This is a genomic window from Klebsiella sp. 54 (assembly GCF_018223875.1).
In the GTDB taxonomy this organism is placed as follows: Bacteria; Pseudomonadota; Gammaproteobacteria; order Enterobacterales; family Enterobacteriaceae; genus Klebsiella; species Klebsiella quasipneumoniae.
The window spans coordinates 210,459-226,237 of record NZ_JAGRRA010000007.1; the positions used below are offsets into that span (position 1 = coordinate 210,459).

Below are 15,779 nucleotides of genomic sequence, written 5' to 3' on the forward strand. Positions count from 1 at the left end.
ATCAGGACAGGAAGATATAGATGGAGTGGTGGGTAAAAAAAGTGAGAAAAAATTCAATGACCAGCCCCTGCTGCGTCGTGCTTCAGAGCGGTACATTAGCGATGATTGCTGAAATTGAAGCCTGTCGCCTTGACCTGCAGGAAGGCGATAAACTTACTCCGCTGGCCGATGCGCGTTATTGTCTGAATAATAACCCGACACAGACGTTGAAGATCCTCAAAGCAACCCATTATAGCAGTGAGCGCTGGGCAAACGCCGGCAAATAAATCGGGTCCGACCCCTTTGCCAGAGATGATCTGGGTCTCTTCGCATCTGACAGATAAATTCCCCTTCGCCCTTTTCACGCTGTGACATACTATCGGGAATGTCAGCAGACCTGAAACAAGGAGCGAATCATGAATAACAAGGCCGCCAGTCTGACCCCGGAACAAGCGCTTGCCGAGCTGGAAGCGCGCTATGAAGCCTCGGTCACGGCATTACGCAAAGCCATCGGCGACTATATCGACCATAATACGCTCCCCGATACCGAAGCCCGCGCGGAAGGTCTTTTTGTCTATCCGCAGCTCTCGGTCTCCTGGGACGGCGCCGATCATAAAGCCCTCAAAACGCGCGCCTGGGGACGTTTCACCCATGCAGGGTGCTATACCACCACCATCACCAATCCGAAACTGTTCCGCCACTATTTGCTGGAACAGCTGACCCTGCTGTATCAGGACTATGGCGCGCATATCAGCGTCGAGCTGTCGCAGCATGAGATCCCCTATCCTTACGTGATAGATGGTTCCACCCTGACACTCGACCGCTCGATGAGCGCCGGTCTGACGCGCTATTTCCCTACCACCGAGCTGTCGCAGATTGGCGATGAGACCGCAGACGGCCTGTTCCATCCTACCGAGTTCTATCCGCTGTCGCACTTTGACGCCCGCCGCGTCGATTTTTCGCTGGCGCGTCTGCGGCACTATACCGGCACGCCGGCGGAACACTTCCAGCCCTACGTGCTGTTCACCAACTATACCCGCTACGTGGATGAGTTCGTCAGCTGGGGCTGCAGCCAGATCCTCGATCCCGACAGCCCCTATATCGCTCTCTCCTGCGCCGGCGGGATCTGGATCACCGCCGAAACCGAAGCGCCGGAGCAGGCCATTTCCGATCTGGCGTGGAAGAAGCACCAGATGCCGGCCTGGCATCTGATCACCCACGACGGCAAAGGGATCACGCTGATTAATATTGGCGTCGGCCCGGCTAACGCCAAAACCATCTGCGACCACCTGGCGGTGCTGCGCCCGGATGTCTGGCTGATGATCGGCCACTGCGGCGGCCTGCGCGAAAGCCAGGCCATCGGCGACTATGTGCTGGCCCACGCCTATCTGCGCGACGACCATGTACTGGATGCGGTGCTGCCGCCGGATATTCCAATCCCCAGCATTGCCGAAGTGCAGCGCGCCCTGTACGACGCCACCAAGCAGGTGAGCGGGATGCCGGGCGAGGAGGTGAAGCAGCGGCTGCGTACCGGGACGGTGGTCACCACCGACGACCGTAACTGGGAGCTGCGCTATTCCGCTTCCGCGCTGCGCTTTAACCTCAGCCGCGCGGTGGCTATCGATATGGAGAGCGCGACCATCGCCGCCCAGGGCTATCGCTTTCGCGTCCCCTACGGCACGCTGCTTTGCGTCTCGGACAAGCCGCTGCACGGTGAGATCAAGCTCCCCGGTCAGGCCAACCGCTTCTATGAGGGGGCCATCTCTGAGCATCTGCAGATCGGCATCCGGGCTATCGACCTGCTGCGCGCCGAGGGGGATCACATGCACTCGCGTAAGCTACGCACCTTCAACGAACCGCCGTTCCGCTAACCGGTGACGTGGGAATAAAGAGGAAAACGCTGGCGTTCCCCGCTGGGGAGCGTCAGCGCTCGGGTGAGCGAAACAAACGTCCCGGCGGTGACTCCGGTTTTTTCGTCCGCAAGGAAACAGGCAGACAGAAAAGCAAAAAGCCTGCTCGAAAGCAGGCTTTTTTAAATTTGGCTCCTCTGACTGGACTCGAACCAGTGACATACGGATTAACAGTCCGCCGTTCTACCGACTGAACTACAGAGGAATCGTGTGAACGGGGCGAATATTAACGATGACGCCGTACGCTGTAAAGCCTGTTTTTAATAAAATGAATCGTTTGCCGAATTATTCCTCACTTTGCGCAAAAAATGGCGTTTATCCGGCAAACGGATCAGGTTTCCGGCGTTGAGGCCTTCACCCGCGGGTACTTCCACAGCCAGCGACCGCTCACCATGCGGAAGTAAAACAGCACGCCGCGCACGGCCCAGTCGAGCACCATCCCTAACCAGACGCCGATCACCCCCATCCCCAGCACGATGCCCAGCGTATAGCCCGCCACCACCCGGCAGCCCCACATGCCGAGCATCGACACCCACATGGTATAGCGTACGTCACGGGCGCCTTTAAAGGCGCAGGGTAAAGTCCACGACAGCGACCAGATCGGCATAAACAGGGCGTTGAGCCACAGCAGCTGCTTCACCACCTCTTTTACATCCTCTTCATGGGTATAGAAAGAGGCGATAAAGCCCGCGAACGGGGCGCTGCCCCAGGCAATCAGCGTCAGAATAATGGTCGACAGCCAGAACACATGCCAGGCCTGGAATTCCGCCTGACCAATCTGCCCTTTCCCCAGCCGCTTGCCGGTGATGATCGTCGAGGCGGAGCCGAGGGCGTTGCCCGGCAGGTTAATCAGCGACGCCACCGAAAAAGCAATGAAGTTGCCGGCGATAACGTTGGTGCCCATCCCGGCGACGAACATCTGGGTCAGCAGCTTACCGCCATTGAAGAGAACCGATTCGATACTGGCCGGGATGCCGATCCCCATCACCTCCCAGATAATGGCGAAGTTAAAGGGTTTGAAGTAGCCTTTCAGCGACAGCCGCAGCGCGGGATTGAGGCCCACCATCAGCACCCAGATAGTGGCGATGGCGCCAATATAGCGGGCAATGGTCAGCCCGAGACCGGCGCCGACAAAGCCCAGCCCCGGCCAGGAGAAGAGGCCATAGATGAGCACGCTGCTGATTAGGATATTGAGGATGTTCATCCCGCCGTTGATCAACAGCGGGATTTTAGTGGTACCGGCCCCGCGCAGCGCCCCGCTGCCGATCAGCGCAATCGCCGCCGCCGGATAGCTCAGCACCGTCAGCTCGAGATAGGTCAGCGCCAGGTCCTTGACCTGGGGGGTGGCATCGCCGGCGACAAAATTAATAATTTCCTGACCAAAGGCGTGGATCACCCCCGCCAGCACAATGGAAAACAGGGTCATAATGGCCAGCGACTGGCGCGCGGCCGCTCTCGCCCGCCGCCGATCTCGCTTGCCGAGGCTAAAGGCCACCACCACCGTGGTACCCAGATCGATGGCGGCAAAGAACGACATGATCACCATGTTAAAGCTATCGGCCAGACCCACCCCGGCCATGGCCTCTTTTCCCAGCCAGCTGACAAGGAAGGTGCTCAACACCCCCATCAACAATACGCAGGCATTTTCCAGCAGAATGGGCACAGCGAGGGGGCTGATTTCGCGCCAGTACAGCACACGATAACGCTGACGTTTTTTAAACCAGGATGTCCGTTCGACTGCCTGGCGTACGGCGGAGGTGACGTTCAAGAGAGACCTTAGTGAGAGATGTTGAAACAACATTTCAAATGATGATCGAGAAATGGATATCCTGCAAAGTATTTTTCCGTAATAATTGTCGGAAATGACAACAAATTGTTGATGGAAGCGGCAGTTGCACCTGAACGGACGAATTGATGTTTGACAAAAGATTTTTCGCCGCTAAGATACGACTCCACACGATTCCTCTGTAGTTCAGTCGGTAGAACGGCGGACTGTTAATCCGTATGTCACTGGTTCGAGTCCAGTCAGAGGAGCCACATTTAAGAAGCCTGCTTTCGAGCAGGCTTTTTGCTTTTCTGCGTCTCTGGCCTTAACGCAGAATCGAATCCAGCCCGGCAAGCACCTCATTGACAACGGCGACAGGTATGCGTTTCAGACGCTTGCCTTTCGCTACCGCCGCCCTACGCCCCAGGTATCCTCCATGAACACGCCGCCGCTCAGCCTGAAAAAGCGCCCGGCGGTAGGATGATTTTGCTGACGCTTGCGGGTGAGATAGCGTGAATGAATCACTCTGTCCCATGTCTTATAAGGAGGCGCCATGAACCTCAGACAACAGCAGCAGCAGGCGTTTGACCGCAGCGGTCAGCCGCTTATCGTCGGCGACGTCAACCACTGTCCACTGCCGCCGGAGACCCTCGCCGCGCTGGGTCCGGATTCCCCCTATGTGGCGCAGGTATACGGTTCGGGTCTGACCGGCGAGGTTTACCGGCTGCGCATCGCCGGCAAGGAGTATAATTTAAAGAAACGACGCGCCGTCGCCGGCGTTGCCAATCTTAACGGCCAGCTGTCGTTTTTGAATGAGGTACAGCGCCGACAGGCGTTGCAACGGCTGAAGGATGACCCGAATACCGCACCGCGCTTCACCCACATCGTCCCAACGCTGTATGCCGATTATCGCCTCGGCATCCTGCTCTCCCCCTGGATCGATGGCGAGCCGATTCACCAGCTGACCCCGCCGCTGATCGCCCAGCTGTTCACCACGCTGGAAGCCTGCGAGGAGCAGGGACTGATGGAGTGGGATCTCTGTAGCGGGAACCTGTTGGTGGACCGGGAGGAGCAGCTGTGGCTGTTCGATTTTGGCTATATGTATCCCTTCGACCCGCTGAGAGAATTCAACAGCAACGGTCTGGCCGATCCCCTGTTTCACTTTGTCGAGCGCTTTGAGACCCGTTTCTTTTTTAGCTGGCTGATGACCCGGGTGCCCGATGCCGAACAGCAGCTGGCGCAGTATCGCGAGATGAAGCGGCTGGCCGTCGAAAGCTACCGGCGCAAGCTGGTCTGGCTTCGCGCCCGGCGGGCAGCCCCGCAGGTGCAGGCTCATTTTCAGCAGATAACGACGCGCTGGGAGACGGCGCTGGCTGACCCTGCCGCGCTGCGCCGCTTGTTCGCCCTGGAAGCCTTCCGCTCCCATGTGCTGGATATTGAAGACGACCTGCATGGCCAGTCCTGCACCTTGCTCACCCTGCAACGTATCGACTGGGTGATAGGCCAGCTGGAACAGCATTATCGCTTTATCGCCGACGAAGGCGGCCTGTTTTACGACAACGCTGGGAAATCGCAGCAGGCGCTGCTCGGTGACTATGCGCAGAAGCGGCAGCAGGCGCAGCAGTACCTGCTCAATGCCGCCGCGGCAAAGGATTAACGGCGTTCGCGCCCCTGTTTCTGCTTCGCCTGATACATCAGGCGGTCGGCGGTGGCCACCAGCGCGTTGAGACTGGGATGGCTGGCGGGATCGTACTCGACGCAGCCCCAGGAGAACGCCAGCTGCCAGGGGTGAGCCGCCTGTTGATTGAAACGCGCTACGTTGTGGCTGAGCGTCTCCATTGCCGCCGCGGCATCGTGGCGGCTGGTATTGGCGAACAGAATAATAAACTCATCGCCTCCCTGCCTGGCGAGGATATCGGATTCACGGAAGGCGCTTTTCATCAAATCGGCGATGGCGATCAGCGCGCGATCGCCCTCTTCATGCCCCCAGGTATCGTTGATGTGCTTAAAGCGATCGAGGTCGACAAACGCCAGGCTCACCGGCTCATGGCGGCGCTGGGCCGTCAGCAGGGCATACTCGGCGAGGGTGAGGAATCCCCGGCGGTTAAACAGTCCCGTCAGCTCATCGGAGGTTGCCGCATCCAGCACCTTGAACTCATCCTCCACGATCGCCGCCAGATCGCTTAAGATCTGTATTTCATGCGCGGAGAACGAACGCGGCTGATGGTCCATCAGACAAAAAGACCCCACCGTCGCGCCATCCGGCAGCTGAACCGGGTACCCGGCGTAAAAGCGGATAAACGGCGCCTGAATCACCAGCGGATTGTCGTGAAAACGCTCGTCCTGCTGCATGTCGTTAACGATAAGCGGGTCGGTTTGCAAAATGGTATGGGCGCAAAATGAAATATCTCTCGGCACCGTGTCCACATCCAGACCGGCACAGGATTTGATGTGCAGCAGATCTTCCCCTACCAGGCTGATGGAGGCCACCGGCAGGTTATACAGCGAACGGGCAAGCCTGGTCAGGCGATCAAAGCGTTCTTCTTTTCCGCTATTCAACAGCCCGGAAGAGCGAAGCGATTGCAGGCGACGCTGCTCGTCGGGATGAAGTCCGGCTAATTTCATTGTCTCTCTCTTGTCTCTTGCGCAGAATTCCACCGGGATTCCCGCTGGAAACCCGGTGTTTTATCCTGCCAGGGGAAAAATAGTCGTCAGGTATCCCATGAGTTAAGCAGATTTCCCCTGCTCGTCAACCGGCGCGCCCCGGCGACTGGCGGCCAGGGCGCTGGCGGAAGGCCATTGACGGCTTTCCGCCCGGCGAAAGGGAAGATCAGGCGCGGATAAACGCCAGCAGGTCGGCGTTGATGGTATCGGCGTGAGAAGTGTGCATCCCGTGCGGGAAGCCAGGATAAATGATCAGCTGGCTGTTGGGCAGCAGCTGGTCCTGCAGGATAGCGGCATTTTTATAGGGAACGACCTGATCGTCATCCCCCTGCATAACCAGCACCGGCAGCGTAATCGACTTAAGATCTTCGGTCTGGTCGGTTTCTGAAAACGCCTTGATGCCTTCATAATGGGCTTTGGCGCTACCGATCATCCCCTGTCGCCACCAGTTCTGGATCGTCCCCTGCGACACCTCCGCCCCGTCACGATTGAAGCCATAGAACGGGCCAGAGGCGACGTCGAGATAGAACTGGGCGCGGTTAGCCGCCAGCGCTTTGCGGAAACCGTCAAACACCTCGATCGGCGTGCCGCCAGGATTCTGTTCGGTCTTAACCATCAGGGGCGGGACGGCGCTGATGAGCACCGCCTTCGCCACCCGCCCCTGCGGCTGACCGTAGCGGGCCACGTAGCGGGCGACCTGGCCACCGCCGGTAGAGTGTCCAACATGGACCGCATTGTGCAGATCCAGATGCTCCACTACCGCCGAGACGTCTGCCGCATAATGGTCCATATCATGCCCCTCGCTGACCTGATCGGAGCGGCCATGGCCCCGGCGGTCGATAGCGATGACCCGAAAACCTTCGGCAAGGAAAAACAACATCTGGTTATCCCAGTCGTCGGCGCTTAACGGCCAGCCGTGATGGAAAACAATCGGCTGAGCTTCCTTTGGACCCCAGTCTTTGAAGTAAATATTGACGCCGTCTTGGGTGGTGACAAATGCCATGTTACAGACTCCTCTCTCAGGATAACCAGCCTGCAGGCCCGTGCCTGGGCTGAATGCCGACGGCGGCCGGCTGAGATGCCAGCCGCGCAGGAATGTGATGCCAGTAACAGTGTAGAAGAAATTTATCACCCCGCCGGACGACTTATCCCGTCTCGCTTGATCGGCTCGCTCAAGCCCAGCAAGCGCCAGCGGCTACGCCGCACTCTCCTGCTGACGGATCCGCACAATCAGCGCGCCGAGCAGCGCCCAGTCCAGCAGCACGGCGAAGGCAAAGCACACGCCGCCGCGTCCTGCCCCGGCGGTGTGCCAGGTCAGCAGCGTCGCCGCGATGGCGACAGCCACGCTCAGCGCCGTGGCGCCGCTGACGCGGCTACCCGACAGTGCCGCCCGTCCCGCGGCAACGCGCCAGGCGACAGCCGCCCCCGCGCTGCCGAACGTCACGCCGGGGAGCAGCGCCGGCCAGGCCTGGCCGCCATACCACGCCACCAGCGCCAGCAGCCAGCCGGCCGCCGACAGCAGGAAAGCCCAGCGCGTCGCCGCCAGGGGCGCCCGATAGAGCCTGGGCTGCGCGCGCGCGAATCCCCATCCGGCGCCGAAGGCCGCGCTCAGGAGCGCCAGCAGACCCAGCGTGCCGCTCGCCCCGATAACGGGGGCCATGATTAACAGCAAGGCCCCGGCGGCGAAGACCACGCTGAGAGCGATGGCGCGGCCGCGCGGGTCGATGGTTCCCGCCGCGTCCGCGGCGGCATGGTGGTGTAAAACGTGCATATTCAGCTCCTGACACCGCAAACGACATGAAAATAACTCATGTCATCGTCTTTACATGCCCGTAGCCTATCGCCACTATACAGGGACACACAAACGCATAGTTTTCAGCCATAGATGAGAAAAACTCAGCCATGAGAACACCCCGCCTGCCGCCGCTGGGCGCCCTGCGCGCCTTCCACGCCGTCGCCCGCCAGCGTAGTTTTAAACTGGCCGCCGGGGCGCTCGGCGTCAGCGCGACGGCGGTCAGCCATCAGATTAAACTGCTGGAATCAGTCCTGGAGTGCCGGGTCTGCGAGCGCAGCGCGCAGGGCGTCAGCCTGACCGCCGACGGCGAGATCCTCTACGCCGCCACCCAGCGCGCCTTCAGCGCCCTGGAGCAGGCCGTTGTGCAGATTGCCCAGGCCCGCCAGCCGCCATCCTTAACCGTCACCACCACCTCCAATTTTCTCACCCACTGGCTGGTGCCACGGCTGGCGGACTTCACCGCCCGCTTTCCGGCTATCGACCTGCGTCTGCACACCAGCGTCGAACGGGTGGATCTGCATCTGGGCACGGTGGACGCCGCGATTCGCTATCGCGAATCGCCCGAGCCGGATCTGTGCTGTACGCTGCTGCATGAGGATCGCTTTATCGTGGTCGCCAGCCCGACGCTGGCCCTCAGTCGGCCTGACGATCTGGCGCAAGTGACGCTATTTCACGTCGCCAACCGGCACGTACCGGCGGATTCGCCGAGCTGGGAGAACTGGCGTCGCCGCTATGGACCGCCGACGCTGAATATTGACGCGGGGTTAACTTTTAGCGATGAAACCCATGCCCTGCAGGCGGCGGTGGCTGGCCAGGGGGCGGTGATCGCCAGCGAACTGCTGGCGCGGGATCTGCTGCAGCGCGGAGTGTTATCCGCGCCATTCAGCAGCGCGTTACCGGGCGCCAGCTACTACCTGGTCACCACCGAGGCGGCAGCGCAGCGGGGGGATATTATCGCGCTGCGGGAGTGGCTGGTGGGTAAAATGGCCTCGGGCGACAGCGGCCAGGCGGCAGCGGGATAACGGCCTTACCAGCCGCAAACGTTAGTCTCTTCGTCGGACTCATAGCCGCGGACGATATTGATCAGCTCCTTCACTGCATCGGCCGCGGCGAGCGGGTCGCACAGCGCCGCCAGCGAGGAAAAGCTTTTATCGACCGAGACGCCGTTATTGTTATTGGTGACCGTCAGCACAAACTCCCCCTCTAAATTGTCGTCCGGCAGATCGCTCAGCAGCCCATGAACGGCCTCCACCGCCTGCTGCGGAATATACAATGCCATCGGTTTGAGGAATATTTTTTCTTGTTTCCGCTGAAGGCGGCCATTCTCTACCGCTAAGGTATAACCTTTATTTTCACTGTTCATGCTTTTAGCCCTCGATGAGAATATTCGGATCAACATAGAAGTCGACATTAAATACCGTGTCCTCCGACAGGGCCTCAATGCAGTGCCATTTTTCCGGCGGAAAAACGCCAAACTGGCCGGCTTCAATGGTCAGGGTTTCAACCGGCTCGGGGCTGCTCTCATCGGCATAGCCGAGATAGCGGATCGCCCCCTGCATCACCGACAGCCGGGGATAGACCCCCTGGCGGGTGCCAGCGTCCAGATGGCGGCGCCAGATAGAAGCCGGCGCGGTCTCCTTTGTCCACAGCGGCGTGCTGCGGGTATGAACGTAATGGGTGGGAATAATAATTCGCTGCATGATTGCGCCTCACTTTACCGTCGCACAGGATACGGTCAGAAATAATCGATATGATGCATATCATATACCTCTTTCAAAGGGGAAGGATATTATTTTGCTGGTGAATTTTACCTCTACTCCTTTTTATACCCCTCAGGGATTAACGCTTTGATAAAATAAAAAAGGCGATTACAGTGTCCTGAAATCGCCCCGCAATAATTATGTTAAGCCGTTTACATTTAAATTAGCGCAGCGGACTCGGTTTGCCGATTAAATAGCCCTGCACCAGGTCGCAGCCCAGCGCCTGTAGCGAGGCCAACTGCTCTTCGGTCTCCACGCCTTCAGCCACAATACGCATATGCAGGCTCTTTCCCATGCTGATAATCAGGCGCACGATATCCAGATCGTCTTTTTGCTCCGGAATATTAATAACAAACGAGCGGTCGATTTTGATTTTGTCGAACGGGAAGTAGCTTAAACGTGACAACGAAGAATAGCCGGTACCGAAGTCATCGATGGAGATTTGAATGCCCTGCTCTCGCAGCTGGCTGAGAATTTCCAGCGAACGGGTGTTCTCATTGAACACGTCCGACTCGGTGATCTCCAGATCCAACCGTCGCGGGTCGAGGCCAGTCTGCTGCAATACGCTGATAATGGTGTCGGTCAGCGAGGTGTTCATCAGCTGAATCGGCGAAACGTTGACCGAGACCTTGAGCGGCGTCGCCCAGCTGGCCGCTTCGGCACAGGCGGTTTTCAGCACCCACTCGCCGAGGGCATTGATAAGGCCGATTTTCTCTGCCACCGGGATAAACACCGTCGGCGGCACGGCGCCGCGCACCGGATGGAACCAGCGAACCAGCGCTTCGTAGCCGTAGATTTCGCGCGTGACGGTATCGGCGATCGGCTGGTAGTAGACTTTGAATTCGTCATGGGACAGGGCCTGCAGCAGATCGTCTTCAAACGATTTATTCTCCTGCAGACGCTGCAGCATCCCCGGCCGGAAGATTTGTACATGGCCGCTGCCCTCTTTTTTCGCCTCATACAGCGCGAGGTCGGCGCACTTGTACAGATAATCGGTCCGGCTTTCGCCATCAGAGATCACGATCCCGATGCAGGCGTCGATATTAATCTGCGCATCGTAGATCTGATAGGGCTGGCTGATCTTCTCCCGGATAACATTGGCCCGCTCGAGGGCCATCTCTTCGGTCAGATCGTAAGAGAGCATCGCGAACTCATCGCCGCCGAGGCGATACAGCGTCTCAGAGGTTTTACGGAAAAAAGAGAGGCGGCTGGCCAGATCCTGCAGCAGCTTATCGCCGGCGTCATGGCCGAGGGTATCGTTTACATCCTTAAAGCTGTCGAGGTCAAAAAGCATCACCACGGCGCATCCGTTATAGGGACGCACCTGATTGACGATCTCCTGCAGACGCTGCCAGAAAGAGAGACGGTTTGGCATACCGGTCAGCGAATCATGGTAGGCGTCGTACTGCAGACGACGGTTCTGCACCTGCAGTTTCTCTTTCGAGACCTGCAGATCGTTGGCCAGGGTTTTCATACGAACGTGGGCGCGCCGCAGATTATTATTCTGCCGCAGCATCAGCAGCCCGAGGGTAATACACATGGCGATCAGCAAAATGGAGATCACCGAGTAGATATAATAGAGATGCTGAATTTTATCATGGGTGATATTAACGATATTAATATCTTGCGTCAGCGTGGCGGCCGCCATTGAGGTCAGGGGACCATCCAGCTCGCTTAACACCGGCAGGATCGCTTTAACCTGTGCCGGCGTCATGGTGTCAACTTGTTTATCAAGCAAATGAAGATTGCGGATCAGCGTGGCGACCACCGCCTTCCGCTGTTCGCTTTTATTAATAAAGCGACCCAGATCGCCCTGCTGCAGAAGTTCGATCTGGCTCATCATGATCTCGAGGCGCAGGCGCACCTCATCGTGGTCCGCCCCTTCGGCCCCAATCGCCATGCCCGCCAGACGAGACTCCAGTCGCATATATTCCGATACCATCTGCGACATTGACCACGAGTCCGTATAGCGGGTAAATTTTTGCAACTCACTTTGTCGCTCATGCACCAGATAAGTAATATATCCAGTAACAATAAACAACGACAAAATAATAGCCGTGAGTATTCGATTCAAGATCCAACCCTTACTCTATAATAATCTTAGAAACTTGCCAGGCCGATCGGGAATAATAGATCTGGTTCTGTAATTCAGCACTGCTGTCGTAAGGGTAGACGATAAATAACGGGCCTTTATCCCGAACGCGCATATATTCGCCGTTCATTTTTAACGCCATAATGACCGGGAATTTATAAAAATCGTCCATCGGGATAAGGGTGGTGTAGTCGTTGAGCGCCAGCACGCGGACGGATTGGCCTTTAGCGCCGACTAAATCCATGAGTTTATTAAGGGGAATGCCATCAAAACGGACCTTCCCGGTGTACCAGGGGGTGGTGGTTTCCACCGTCTTCATACCCAGTTTTTCCAGCATCGCGAGATCAAAAACCGCCTTGTCACCGACATTCGTATTTCCGATTTTCCCGGAAATGGTCAGTACAGGTTTTCCTGTCGGCGCAGGCAGTTTTTCAGCATAAGCAGAAGGCAACATGACAGAACAAAATAAAACTGCAAGAAGTAGACGCATTTAACTCACCATTCCAGAGAAGGAGACATGTTAAGTGTAAACCATTTACGTCAATTCTTAAAAGGTGCTCCTCTTTGTTATCCGTTGATTTAATTAAAAGTATAAGCTGGCTGGCAAATTGCCAGAATGTTTAGTAAAGGGTGTGATTTCGCCCGCCTTTCCGGCCGCTTATTTTTGCACCAGTTCTCCGCTTAGCAGGCAAACTACTTTCCTCCACGGCCGCCGCGCGGTAGTCTCAGAGCAGACGCAATGCTAAAAGCGTCTCATTCCAATAACAACGAATATGTGACTGACAGGACAGGGTATGGATTCAACAATAAGCGTGCAGCCCGACGAGGCGCCGGATTCGCTGCATCGGGCCCGGCGGGCGGCATGGGGCAGCTTTGCCGGCGCCGTGGTCGACTGGTACGATTTTCTTCTCTATGGCATTACCGCCGCGCTGGTGTTCAACCGCGAATTTTTCCCGCAAATCAGCCCGGCGATGGGCACCCTTGCCGCATTTGCCACCTTCGGCGTCGGGTTTCTTTTTCGCCCGCTGGGCGGGATTATCTTTGGCCACTTCGGCGACTGTCTCGGGCGCAAGCGGATGCTGATGATGACCGTCTGGATGATGGGTATCGCCACCGCCTGCATCGGCCTGCTCCCGTCGTTCAGCCAGATCGGCTGGTGGGCGCCGGTGCTGCTGGTATTCCTGCGGGCGGTTCAGGGCTTTGCCGTCGGCGGCGAATGGGGCGGCGCGGCGCTGCTCTCGGTGGAGAACGCTCCGAAGGGAAAAAAAGCCTTTTACAGCAGCGGCGTGCAGGTGGGCTACGGCGTCGGCCTGCTGCTCTCCACCGGGCTGGTATCGCTGATCAGCAGCCTGACCACCGACGAGCAGTTTCTCAGCTGGGGCTGGCGCTTACCCTTCCTGTTCAGCGTGGCGCTGGTCCTGATTGCGCTGTGGATCCGTAACGGTATGGCCGAATCGCAGGAGTTTGAGGCCCAGCAGAGCCAGGCCAACGCGCCGCAGGTGAAAAAGCGGCTGCCGGTGGTGGAAGCCCTGCTTCGCCATCCCGGGGCGTTTTTACTGATTATTGCCCTGCGGTTGTGCGAACTGCTGACCATGTATATCGTTACCGCCTTCGCCCTCAATTACTCAACGCAAAACCTCGGCCTGCCGCGTGAGCTGTTTCTCAACATCGGCCTGCTGGTGGGCGGCCTCAGCTGTCTGACTATCCCCTGCTTCGCCTGGCTGGCGGACCGTTTTGGCCGTCGGCGGATCTACATTACCGGGGCGCTAATCGGCACGCTGAGCGGTTTCCCGTTCTTTATGGCGCTGGAGAGTCAGTCCGTTTTCTGGATCCTGTTCTTCGCCCTGATGCTGGCCAATATCGCTCATGATATGGTGGTCTGCGTCCAGCAGCCGATGTTTACCGAGCTGTTCGGCGCCAGCTATCGCTATAGCGGCGCCGGCGTCGGCTACCAGGTAGCGAGCGTAGTCGGCGGCGGCTTTACGCCGTTTATCGCCGCGGCGCTGGTCACCTTCTCCGGGGGAGCCTGGCACAGCGTGGCCCTCTATCTGACCGCGGGATGCCTGCTGTCAGCACTCACCGCGCTGCTGATGAAAAAACATACCGTCGACTGACCCGCGCCCTCCGGTAAGGAGAATGCATGTCTTTATTGCCTCTGGCCGACTGCTGGCCACGCCGCTTTACCCCCGCCTCGCTGGCGCTGCAGTTTTGCGAGGACCCCACCCTGGCAGAACAGCCGCTGTTTGCCAAAGCCTGCGCCGGCGAGGCCGTCGCCCAGCTCTGGCAGGCGCCGCAGGGATTCGTGGTGCCGGGGAGCTATCGTCAGTTTGCGGACCTGCCGGCGGTCAGCGCGCATTTTGCCGCGCGGGGCTGGCCGGTATGGCTCCGCCGCTCCGGGGGCGGTCTGGTGCCCCAGGGGCCGGGGATTATCAACCTCAGCCTCGCCTGGCCGGTGCAGCAGCCGCTCGGCGAAGCCGCCGAACCCATCTATCACTCGCTGTGCGCTGTGCTGCAGCGCACCCTCGCGCGCTTCGGCGTTGCCAGCCACCCCCGGGCGGTGAGCGGTTCCTTTTGCGATGGCCGGTATAACCTCGCCTGCGGGGAGGGAGAGGCGGCGCGTAAGATTGTCGGTACCGCCCAGTACTGGCGGCCGCTGACGGCGAGCGGCGGCCATGTGGTGCTGGCCCATGCGGTGATCCTTATTGACGCCGACCTTAGCGCGGCGCATCAGGCGGCGAACGCCTTCGAAGCGCAGCTCGGCAGCGGGCGGGTCTACCGCGCCGACAAAACCGTCACCCTGGCGCAGTTGCTTCCCGGCGAGCGCCATCTGCTCCCCCGATTCAGCGAGGCGCTGGCGCGGGAGCTGGACGCGGCTCGCTGAAGGTCGCTTTCAGGTAGCGGCTGAATGTCTCCACCGCGTGCGACACCCGCGGAGCATAGGGCCGGATGACGTACAGCCGATCGGCGAACACCTCCACCGGCTGCCACGCCGGCAGCAGCTCCTGCACCAGCCCGCGGCCGATGGCCTCCCGGGCGCTAAAATCCGGCAGCAGCGCCACCCCCAACCCCGCCAGCACCGCATCGCGCAGCGACTCGCTGTTGTTGGTGGCGAACGGCCCCTGCACGTTGATGGTCACCCGTTCATCGGGCGTCTGGCGGGAGGCAAACGTCCACTGCGGGCGCTGGGGCCCACGGGGATAGGTCAGGCACTGGTGATGACGCAGATCGTCAGGCGTCTCCGGGCGGCCATGGCGAAGGATATAGTCGGCGGACGCGACGATCAGCGTCGCGGTGTGGCACAGCGGCCAGGCGACGTGGGTGTCCGGGAGCGCCTCGCGCCGACAGTGGCGGATGGCGAGGTCGAACCCTTCGCTGCCGAGAGAGACCAGCCGGTCGGTCACCTCCAGCTGCAGATGCAGCTGGGGATGCTGATGCAAAAACGGCGCGATCGCCGGCACCAGCTGTTGACGGGAAAAAGCCACCGGCGCGGTCAGGCGCAGCGTCCCCCGCAACGGCCCGCCCTCATCGCAAGCGCCGGTGAAAATATCCCGCAGCTGGCCAAACGGCTCATTGAGCTCCGCCACCAGCCGCAGCCCGTCGTCGCTGAGGCTGACGCTGCGGGTGGTGCGATGGACCAGTGTTTTACCGGTCACCCGCTCCAGCTCGCTGATTTTCTGGCTGATGGCCGACTTGCTGATCCCCAGCTTTTCCGCGGCCCGGGTATAGCTTTTCTGCTCTTCCAGCACCGTCAGCCAGTAGAGATGGGCCCAGTAACTCTCCGGACGACTCTCGCTCATGTTGATTGTTCACCAGT

Annotated in this window: 16 protein-coding genes, 2 tRNA genes and 1 pseudogene; 8 read left to right on the forward strand and 11 right to left on the reverse strand. The window is 59.1% G+C overall.

Annotated features, from left to right (window positions below):
* The first annotated feature begins 20 nt into the window (after positions 1 to 20).
* Positions 21 to 266: a signal transduction protein PmrD gene (pmrD, locus tag KHQ24_RS17685; protein WP_023318654.1), complete on the forward strand. Its 246-nt coding sequence runs from the start codon at positions 21 to 23 to the stop codon at positions 264 to 266.
* Between the two features lie 129 nt (positions 267 to 395).
* The gene (locus tag KHQ24_RS17690) at positions 396 to 1,850 is read left to right on the forward strand and encodes an AMP nucleosidase (protein ID WP_004203506.1); all 1,455 of its coding nucleotides are present in this window, start codon (positions 396 to 398) and stop codon (positions 1,848 to 1,850) included.
* A gap of 168 nt (positions 1,851 to 2,018) precedes the next feature.
* Here KHQ24_RS17690 and KHQ24_RS17695 read toward each other — a convergent pair.
* From KHQ24_RS17695 to KHQ24_RS24575, 3 genes are all read right to left on the reverse strand, one after another.
* A tRNA-Asn gene (locus KHQ24_RS17695) sits at positions 2,019 to 2,094 on the reverse strand.
* 126 nt (positions 2,095 to 2,220) lie between these two features.
* The gene (locus tag KHQ24_RS17700) at positions 2,221 to 3,657 is read right to left on the reverse strand and encodes an EmmdR/YeeO family multidrug/toxin efflux MATE transporter (protein WP_004203508.1); all 1,437 of its coding nucleotides are present in this window, start codon (positions 3,655 to 3,657) and stop codon (positions 2,221 to 2,223) included.
* A gap of 8 nt (positions 3,658 to 3,665) precedes the next feature.
* Entirely contained in the window at positions 3,666 to 3,845 is a 180-nt protein-coding gene (locus KHQ24_RS24575; protein ID WP_219633510.1) for a DUF5951 family protein, read from the reverse strand.
* Positions 3,846 to 3,850: 5 nt separating this feature from the next.
* On the opposite strand from KHQ24_RS24575, the gene KHQ24_RS17705 reads away from it, so the two are divergent.
* A tRNA-Asn gene (locus KHQ24_RS17705) sits at positions 3,851 to 3,926 on the forward strand.
* Between the two features lie 281 nt (positions 3,927 to 4,207).
* Complete coding sequence (locus KHQ24_RS17710) at positions 4,208 to 5,311, forward strand: AarF/UbiB family protein (RefSeq protein ID WP_117246586.1); 1,104 nt, start codon at positions 4,208 to 4,210, stop codon at positions 5,309 to 5,311.
* Here the strand turns inward: KHQ24_RS17710 and KHQ24_RS17715 are convergent.
* The 3 genes from KHQ24_RS17715 to KHQ24_RS17725 form a co-directional block, all read right to left on the reverse strand.
* The gene (locus KHQ24_RS17715) at positions 5,308 to 6,279 is read right to left on the reverse strand and encodes a sensor domain-containing diguanylate cyclase (protein ID WP_004203513.1); all 972 of its coding nucleotides are present in this window, start codon (positions 6,277 to 6,279) and stop codon (positions 5,308 to 5,310) included. The genes KHQ24_RS17710 and KHQ24_RS17715 overlap by 4 nt on opposite strands.
* Positions 6,280 to 6,484: 205 nt before the next feature.
* Complete coding sequence (locus tag KHQ24_RS17720; RefSeq protein WP_004203515.1) at positions 6,485 to 7,321, reverse strand: alpha/beta fold hydrolase; 837 nt, start codon at positions 7,319 to 7,321, stop codon at positions 6,485 to 6,487.
* A gap of 192 nt (positions 7,322 to 7,513) precedes the next feature.
* Entirely contained in the window at positions 7,514 to 8,089 is a 576-nt protein-coding gene (locus KHQ24_RS17725) for a hypothetical protein (RefSeq protein ID WP_017899684.1), read from the reverse strand.
* Positions 8,090 to 8,220: 131 nt separating this feature from the next.
* Between KHQ24_RS17725 and KHQ24_RS17730 the strand changes: the two genes are divergently transcribed.
* Positions 8,221 to 9,135 carry a LysR substrate-binding domain-containing protein gene (locus KHQ24_RS17730; protein WP_211777376.1) on the forward strand — a complete coding sequence of 305 codons (915 nt, stop codon included), beginning with the start codon at positions 8,221 to 8,223 and terminating at the stop codon, positions 9,133 to 9,135.
* Between the two features lie 5 nt (positions 9,136 to 9,140).
* Here the strand turns inward: KHQ24_RS17730 and KHQ24_RS17735 are convergent, their stop codons facing one another.
* Together KHQ24_RS17735 and KHQ24_RS17740 are read right to left on the reverse strand one after the other, a co-directional pair.
* Positions 9,141 to 9,476: a DUF1869 domain-containing protein gene (locus KHQ24_RS17735; protein ID WP_108450975.1), complete on the reverse strand. Its 336-nt coding sequence runs from the start codon at positions 9,474 to 9,476 to the stop codon at positions 9,141 to 9,143.
* Between the two features lie 4 nt (positions 9,477 to 9,480).
* Positions 9,481 to 9,813 carry a DUF1971 domain-containing protein gene (locus KHQ24_RS17740; protein ID WP_004203524.1) on the reverse strand — a complete coding sequence of 111 codons (333 nt, stop codon included), beginning with the start codon at positions 9,811 to 9,813 and terminating at the stop codon, positions 9,481 to 9,483.
* Here KHQ24_RS17740 and KHQ24_RS24580 point away from each other — a divergent pair.
* Positions 9,812 to 10,066, forward strand: a pseudogene (locus KHQ24_RS24580) (hypothetical protein). The gene KHQ24_RS17740 and the pseudogene KHQ24_RS24580 overlap by 2 nt on opposite strands.
* On the opposite strand, the gene KHQ24_RS17745 reads toward KHQ24_RS24580, so the two are convergent.
* The gene (locus KHQ24_RS17745; RefSeq protein WP_017899687.1) at positions 10,037 to 11,947 is read right to left on the reverse strand and encodes a putative bifunctional diguanylate cyclase/phosphodiesterase; all 1,911 of its coding nucleotides are present in this window, start codon (positions 11,945 to 11,947) and stop codon (positions 10,037 to 10,039) included. The pseudogene KHQ24_RS24580 and the gene KHQ24_RS17745 overlap by 30 nt on opposite strands.
* A gap of 10 nt (positions 11,948 to 11,957) precedes the next feature.
* Complete coding sequence (locus KHQ24_RS17750; RefSeq protein ID WP_017899688.1) at positions 11,958 to 12,455, reverse strand: molybdopterin-dependent oxidoreductase; 498 nt, start codon at positions 12,453 to 12,455, stop codon at positions 11,958 to 11,960.
* Between the two features lie 304 nt (positions 12,456 to 12,759).
* Between KHQ24_RS17750 and shiA the strand changes: the two genes are divergently transcribed.
* Together shiA and KHQ24_RS17760 are read left to right on the forward strand one after the other, a co-directional pair.
* Positions 12,760 to 14,079 carry a shikimate transporter gene (gene shiA / locus KHQ24_RS17755; RefSeq protein WP_208692343.1) on the forward strand — a complete coding sequence of 440 codons (1,320 nt, stop codon included), beginning with the start codon at positions 12,760 to 12,762 and terminating at the stop codon, positions 14,077 to 14,079.
* A gap of 26 nt (positions 14,080 to 14,105) precedes the next feature.
* Positions 14,106 to 14,846 carry a lipoyl protein ligase domain-containing protein gene (locus KHQ24_RS17760; protein ID WP_017899690.1) on the forward strand — a complete coding sequence of 247 codons (741 nt, stop codon included), beginning with the start codon at positions 14,106 to 14,108 and terminating at the stop codon, positions 14,844 to 14,846.
* Here KHQ24_RS17760 and KHQ24_RS17765 read toward each other — a convergent pair.
* On the reverse strand, positions 14,806 to 15,762 hold the full coding sequence (locus KHQ24_RS17765) for a LysR family transcriptional regulator (protein ID WP_211777377.1): 957 nt from the start codon (positions 15,760 to 15,762) through the stop codon (positions 14,806 to 14,808). The two genes, KHQ24_RS17760 and KHQ24_RS17765, sit on opposite strands and share 41 nt — an antisense overlap.
* Positions 15,763 to 15,779: the final 17 nt, after the last annotated feature.